A 6,301-nucleotide genomic window follows, 5' to 3' on the forward strand; every position below is an offset into this window, starting at 1 on the left:
ATCCTCATTCCGTCCGCTTACCTTGCCCAGCACGGCGAGGGCGTGAACAAGAATAAGACTTTCAAAGATGTGTACGGCTGGGGTTCTTCCACCATTTGCAACATTCTTGAAAAGCGTGAGTATCTGGGACACACCATCAATTTTAAGACCCGAAAGCACTTCAAGGACAAGAAAAGCCATTATGTCCCGGAGGACGAATGGACAATTTTCGAGAATACCCATGAACCTATCATTGACCAGCAGACCTTTGACCTTGTGCAGAAAATCCGTGGGAATGTCAGACGCTACCCGGACGGCTGGGGCGAAGCAGCTCCCCTCACGGGCTTGCTCTATTGTGCCGATTGCGGCGGCAAGATGTATGTCCACCGCACCAATAACGGCAAGCGCATTTCTCAATACACCTGCTCACAGTACACCAAAGTTCCTTGCGGAACGCTCTGCAAGACCCAGCACCGTATCAATGAAGATGTGGTACTGTCCCTTGTCTCTGAAATGCTGAAAGCCATTGCAGAATATGCCAAGCATGACGGAGCCGAGTTTGTCCGTGTGGTGCAGGAAGCACAGTCCAGCCAGCAGACGGCAGAGGTCAGGAAACAGCGGACACGCCTTGCCACAGCAAAGCAGAGAGTTTCCGAGCTGGAAGTCCTGCATCTACACCGTATTTCCGCGCCACCTGTTCAAAGCCTTTCAAATCCGTTTTCTCAATGGGAATACTGCTGACTCCCTGATTCTGACCGATCAGCTCTTTGATGCTCTGCTTTCCAATCGGCAGCTGCGCTGTTTTCTGAGCCACCTTCGCCTGATGGTGTCGTTTCCACGCATTATATCCATTCACGATGGTGCGAAAGGTCAGTTTCGTGGTACTGATTGCCAGATTGACGGTACGATTTTCAACTTCTTCCTGCATGAATCTCCGCCTCCTTCCTTACAAACTGTCCCGGTCCGGTGCCGGCTTGCTCTTTTCCAAAGGCTTCGCAGCCTTTTCCTCCATCTTCTTCACCATGTCATCCGGAACCGGAATCGCCATGATGCTGCGCCCCATGCGAACGAACATCTGGGGCTGATGGAACTGTTCCTCAAATTTCTGCATCTGCTCCGAAGTCAGAGAACCAAAGTCATCCTCTGTCAGCCCAACCACCAGAAAATCACCGGCATAAATGTCCTGCATATCCCCGTCTTCGGTGTAAATCGCACGGTTCAGTGGCAGGCCATTGATTTTGCCGGATTCATTCAGAATAACGGCCACTTCATCCTCGAAAGGATAGGTCACTTCAATATCGCCGCCGACCATAGTCTGCAAATCTTCCAGTTCCGTGCCAACACTGATTTTCTTCGGGTAGGCGTTGGGCTGCACCAGCAGCACATCCATTGTTCTGTTCTCCGCCAGTTCATGTTCTCCCACAGTCTTTAAGTCCACGCTGGTGAAATCGCCGGAATCCAGAACATAGTCCCGATTGTTCCATGCCTGCATCACCATGCGTTCCGCGTCTTCCTGTGAGGCAGCTTCCACAGAAACCTTTCTTTGGAGAGTTTCCGTAATCTCCACATCGAATTTCTTCATAGGCTCCTCCTTAGATCAAGCGCAGTGCCGGAACCAGCTCGCCGCCAATGGAAACCACCGTCAGGTTTTCGCTCACATAGTCGATGGTGCGCTCCAGCGTAAACAGATTGATGCTGCATTCGTTGCCGTTCTGGTCGATTTCCGAAACTTCCGCAGCTCCCAGCAGATAGCGGGTTCTGTCAGTCTCGATCACATCGCTCTTATCATAATGGAGAAGCAGTTCCCCATCTGCCACCAGATCAGCCTCCATCTCATCATAAACATCCTCAAAGATATCTCGACTGCCGTCCTCGGTCAGAAGTTCGCCGCCTGCCCCCGGCAGGAGCACCATTACAATGCGCTCCTTCGGGTGATCTTCACGGATTGCCTCCAGCATCAACCAGTTATGAAGCATCGCAATGGACTTCTCAAACATGGGATCATCCATCGGATTCGGCTGCGCTGCACCGTTGGGGCAGTTCTTACAGTCCATGCTGCACACCGCGTTGTTCTGATTCTTCTTAAAGTTCATCATCATAAAAATCTCCTTCTTATCGTTCCATATCTCGTTGTTTACTTCGCTGCCACTTTTCCAGCAGCCGGATAATCGTGTCCTGCATTTGCTTCGGCGTATAGGATTTCGGGAAATACTTCCGAAGAACCTCGTTTTTAATCGTCACATGGTCAAGCTCATCCTTTTTGATTTCATTCATCACTTCACACATGGCATCCAAGTTGCAGCCGCCCTCCTGCGAGAGCTTTTTCAGCCGCTGCGCCTGCGACAGGGATGGAGATGCCTGTGCATAGTCCATTGCCTCCAGAAATTCTTTTTGTTCGGACGCTTTCAGGTAAGACAACTCTACCGCCGGATTGAAGGCGATTTTCTTCTCATCCACCATATCCAAAATTTCAGGAATCAGGTTGGTAAGGCGGATATAGCGTTTAACCGTATCCTTACTCATTCCAACAGCTTCACCAATAATCTCCGTAGACAACTTCGGTGCAAATTGCTCCGAAGTCAAATCTTTTCTCTGACCCTGATGTTTCATTGCCTCCAACTTCATCTTGTAAGAAAAAGCTCTCTCACTGGGAAGGATATTTTCCCGCTGCAAGTTGCTGTCCACCATAAAGATGATTGCCGCATCATCATCCATTTCCTTGACGATGACCGGCACTGTCTCCAAACCTGCCAGCTGTGCTGCATGAAGCCTACGGTGTCCCGAAAGAATTTCAAATCCGCCTTCCGGGTCAGGCCGTACAATCAGCGGTGATACTACACCAATCTGCCTGATACTCTCCACGGTCTGTTCCATCAGCTCATCGTCCAGCACCTTAAAGGGATGCCCTTCAAAGGGATGCAGGTCAGAAAGCGGCATCTCCGTCCGCTGCTCCTTAGCCGCAGCGTCGGCAGCTGAGCCACTGCGGTTTTCTGTTGTAATACTGGTTTTTGCTTTTGCCATTCAGCTTCTTAACCTCCTTCCAGCGGTGATAGATGTCATTCTTACCTGCGAAAAACGCCTTTTTTACCTTGCACTTCATAGATCAAGTACCTCCTTAACGACCTGCTGTTTTTCTTTTCCAATGCTCTTTCTGCGGTCCTCTCCGCTGATTCGCACCGGCGTACACATTTCCAGAATCCTGCTGTAAATCCGGGCGTATGTCACATCCTGCGGATTGCGGATTTCTGCAATCTTTAGATTGGTTGTGATAATGACCGGAAGCCCGGACTTGTACCGCTCATCAATGACAGCATAAACCTGCTCCAACGCATATTCGGTGCTGCGCTCAACCCCAAGATCATCCAGAATCAACAAAGAATAGTTGGAAAACGAAGCGATATACCGATATCGTTCTTCCGAATACATGGCTCCCATCTGGTTCAGGATTTTGGAGAAGTTCGTCATCAAAACCGAAATTCCCTGTTCCAGCAGCGCATTGGCAATACATGCCGTCACAAAGGACTTTCCGGTTCCGACATCTCCCCATAACAAAAGGCCAAGGTTTTCAGCCTTGACCTTTTTCCACTGCTCCACATAGCGTTTTGCCATCTGGATATCCTTATTGTCCTCTGCAACGGCAAAATTCCATTCCAGAAGATGCTTTTCCTGAATCCCAGTTGCTTTCAGTTGCCTGATTTTACGCTGCCGCTCCAGCAGCTCATCCTGGCGTTTCTTCTCCGCCATCGCTTCCTGCTGGCATCTGCAAAGGCAGGGAACAATCTTGTCTCTGCCCCAGAGCTTTACCCTGCACTGCACCGGCGTGTGGCAGCTCCGACAATACAGCAGACCATCCTCGCCCTGGTATTCCTGCTCTCCGGGTTCTTTCGGCGTAAAGAACGAATCCAACGCCGCATTCAAAACTTCGGGCACCATATCGCTCATAGGCTGTCTCCTTCCTCAAATGTGTAGTCTGCCGGGTTATACTTCGGCTTTTCTCTCTTTGCCCAGCTCCGGATTGTGGCAAGGTGATTTTTGTAGCTTTTGCCGGTGGAGGCCATATACTCAGAGAGCCGTTCCACCCGCATCTGATAATCACCTGGAAACTCCTGCCGGAGCTTTCCGTATTCTGTGTCAGAGAGAAGGACATTTTCATATGATCTATACCGGTGCTGGATTTCCTTCTTCTCTCTTTTATTGATTGTTTCAGTACTTGTTCTATTAGTACTTAATTGCGCGGGATTTTCCGTAACCGGTGTGTCCGTATCCGGATTACCGTATACGGCTTTTCCGTACACGGTGATTCCGAACACGGCTTTTTCCTCGGCATCTCATAAATCACATACTCTGCTCTGCCCATCCGACCGTTGCTCTCACGCTGCTGGTTCCTTTCCAGATACCCAAGACGCTCCAGCCCTTTCAGAGCCGTAAGCACTCCATCTACGCCGTCCGGCGTAATCGAAGATAATCCCCGTACCGAATAGTTCCATGTGTCCGGCAAACTGAGCAGCATAGAGAGAAGTCCTTTTCCTTTCAGGCTGAGACCCTGATCCCGCAGGTGGTAATTGCACATCGTTGTGTAATTGCTGTTTTTCTCAACCCTGAATACCGGCATGGTGCTCACCACCCTTTTTCGCAGGCTCCGCTTTTTTCTTTGGACATTTACGCGGACAATCTTCGCTGTCCTCCCGGCGATGGTATTTGCCGGTATCCTGCATCATGCGTTCAAATGCCTGAAGTCGTCCCTCTGTAAAAAGCGTCATTCGATCACACCCCATTTCTTAAACAACTTGAAGAGATGATTCTTTCCCTTGCAGGTCACTCTCGTCTGCTGTACCAGTTTTCCGCTTCTGCCGTAGCAATCCCGGACAATAAAATAGCCCCTTGCAGATTTGTCTGCAAAAGGCATCAACCAGCCGCTTGGACTACGATACAGATAGCGATGATCCAGTAAGAGAGCCACTGCCGTCTTCTCCGGGATTCCGATTTCCTGACAGAAATTCCGGATGCAGGTGCAATCCTCCGAGTTCACAAAGGTGTCGAAGTAGTCTGCCTTGGGCTGCGCCGGATCCAGTTGTTTACGGATACCCTCAAGCTGCTCTCTCTCGGCTACAAGCTCCTGCGCCAGAGTGTAGATGACATCCGGATGCTGAATCACCTGATCCAAAATGGAATCGCTCATATACACACCATGCTTGCGGATGGAAGGGAGAACTTCATCAAACACCCAGTGTTCAAATCGTTCTGCCGATGGCAGTTTGCTGTGAACGATCAGCCTGTAAACATCGCCTTCTGTGATAAAGGAAATTTCAACGACCTGCTCTCCAGCACCTCCATACTGATTCACCTTCTGAACGCCCCCCTCGCGTTTCGTTAGGGGGCCTCTGCAATGGCGCTTCACAGCGGCGTAGGGATTCACATACCCCAACGCTTTTGCCACATCGCTTGCACAAAAGAAGGTCTTGCCCGCCTCCTGTAACAACCGGATCGAACCAAACTCCTGGTTCTCAAACACCTCCATCATCTGCCTCAACTGTCCGCCATGACTGCCCACATCGGTGTCATGGGTCTTCTGATTGAAATCCGTCATACCTGTTACCTCCTGCTCGTATTTGTCTCGCCGGATTTCGGGCGAAAAAAATAGAGCCTCGACCCATTCTCGTTTTCAAAGAATGAGCCAAGGCTCTATGTAAATCAGTCAAGTATGTGTTCGTCCGTTGACGGCAAAATTGGACATCATTTTCTCCTATTGTCCACCAGTAATTTAACCCATAAGAGGTCAGAATGGGCTTGTCCACCAGTAATTTGGCCACTATAAACCCATAAATTTACGTTCAAATTCCATCAAAACCGAACAGGCCAGACAGAATTTTGGATATAGAAAAGCCCGGAAAATGGTGTATTTCCGGACTTTTTTAGCATTATTAAGCTGTAGATTAGCGCTTGGAGAACTGCGGAGCGCGACGAGCTGCTTTGAGACCGTACTTCTCCGCAAGGCGCTAAACTGCGTGGTATTCAATTCTCGCAAAAATCGACACAAATCGCACATTAAACGCACGCTTTCGCGTTTTTGAAACGCACGCAAGTTCCAAAATCGTGTATTTTGGAAAGTTGACTTTTGCACTTTCTCGTACCTTTTTATGCCCTCGTGTCGTCAATTTGTCGTCAGATTCCCGGCACAGTCGAGTTACTTCTCCATCGCCTCGGCCAGCTTGCGGATCAGCTGTTCGCCGTACTGGTACCGCAGCAGATACTCGATGGTCTGCTCCTCCAGACCCGCAGCCTCCTGCACGGTGTCGATGGCATCCTGCACCTCGGCGGTGCC

The 6,301-nt window shown here is 49.9% G+C and carries 10 protein-coding genes and 1 pseudogene; 1 reads left to right on the top strand and 10 read right to left on the bottom strand.

Features of this window, described 5'->3' with window-relative positions; all coding sequences use genetic code 11:
• Nucleotides 1-648: pseudogene (locus tag DW806_RS15835) on the top strand (recombinase family protein); the annotation flags it as partial.
• Here DW806_RS15835 and DW806_RS16000 read toward each other — a convergent pair.
• The 10 genes from DW806_RS16000 to DW806_RS14665 are packed head-to-tail and all read right to left on the bottom strand — an operon-like array spanning nucleotide 587 to nucleotide 5,566.
• Nucleotides 587-907 carry a PcfB family protein gene (locus tag DW806_RS16000; RefSeq protein WP_330425284.1) on the bottom strand — a complete coding sequence of 107 codons (321 nt, stop codon included), beginning with the start codon at nucleotides 905-907 and terminating at the stop codon, nucleotides 587-589. The pseudogene DW806_RS15835 and the gene DW806_RS16000 overlap by 62 nt on opposite strands.
• Nucleotides 908-925: 18 nt before the next feature.
• Nucleotides 926-1,561, bottom strand: coding sequence for a DUF3846 domain-containing protein (locus tag DW806_RS14640; protein ID WP_118730420.1), 636 nt, complete (start codon nucleotides 1,559-1,561; stop codon nucleotides 926-928).
• Nucleotides 1,562-1,571: 10 nt separating this feature from the next.
• A complete protein-coding gene (locus DW806_RS14645; protein ID WP_118730421.1) occupies nucleotides 1,572-2,078 on the bottom strand; it encodes a hypothetical protein in 507 nt (168 codons plus the stop codon).
• A gap of 13 nt (nucleotides 2,079-2,091) precedes the next feature.
• On the bottom strand, nucleotides 2,092-3,000 hold the full coding sequence (locus DW806_RS14650; protein WP_118730422.1) for a ParB/RepB/Spo0J family partition protein: 909 nt from the start codon (nucleotides 2,998-3,000) through the stop codon (nucleotides 2,092-2,094).
• Nucleotides 2,933-3,079, bottom strand: coding sequence for a hypothetical protein (locus DW806_RS15320; RefSeq protein ID WP_158578400.1), 147 nt, complete (start codon nucleotides 3,077-3,079; stop codon nucleotides 2,933-2,935). The genes DW806_RS14650 and DW806_RS15320 overlap by 68 nt, the downstream gene beginning before the upstream one ends.
• Nucleotides 3,076-3,921, bottom strand: coding sequence for an ATP-binding protein (locus DW806_RS14655; protein WP_118730423.1), 846 nt, complete (start codon nucleotides 3,919-3,921; stop codon nucleotides 3,076-3,078). The genes DW806_RS15320 and DW806_RS14655 overlap by 4 nt, the downstream gene beginning before the upstream one ends.
• Nucleotides 3,918-4,289, bottom strand: coding sequence for a hypothetical protein (locus DW806_RS16145; protein WP_243022789.1), 372 nt, complete (start codon nucleotides 4,287-4,289; stop codon nucleotides 3,918-3,920). Before DW806_RS16145 ends, DW806_RS14655 begins: the two co-directional genes overlap by 4 nt.
• Nucleotides 4,205-4,591: a helix-turn-helix domain-containing protein gene (locus DW806_RS16150; RefSeq protein WP_243107211.1), complete on the bottom strand. Its 387-nt coding sequence runs from the start codon at nucleotides 4,589-4,591 to the stop codon at nucleotides 4,205-4,207. Before DW806_RS16150 ends, DW806_RS16145 begins: the two co-directional genes overlap by 85 nt.
• Complete coding sequence (locus DW806_RS15530; protein ID WP_199677322.1) at nucleotides 4,572-4,739, bottom strand: hypothetical protein; 168 nt, start codon at nucleotides 4,737-4,739, stop codon at nucleotides 4,572-4,574. The genes DW806_RS16150 and DW806_RS15530 overlap by 20 nt, the downstream gene beginning before the upstream one ends.
• Nucleotides 4,736-5,566 carry a phage antirepressor KilAC domain-containing protein gene (locus DW806_RS14665; RefSeq protein WP_118730424.1) on the bottom strand — a complete coding sequence of 277 codons (831 nt, stop codon included), beginning with the start codon at nucleotides 5,564-5,566 and terminating at the stop codon, nucleotides 4,736-4,738. The genes DW806_RS15530 and DW806_RS14665 overlap by 4 nt, the downstream gene beginning before the upstream one ends.
• Nucleotides 5,567-6,301 lie beyond the last annotated feature (735 nt).

Source organism: Butyricicoccus sp. AM32-19 (assembly GCF_003480365.1).
Taxonomy (GTDB): Bacteria; Bacillota; Clostridia; order Oscillospirales; family Butyricicoccaceae; genus Agathobaculum; species Agathobaculum butyriciproducens.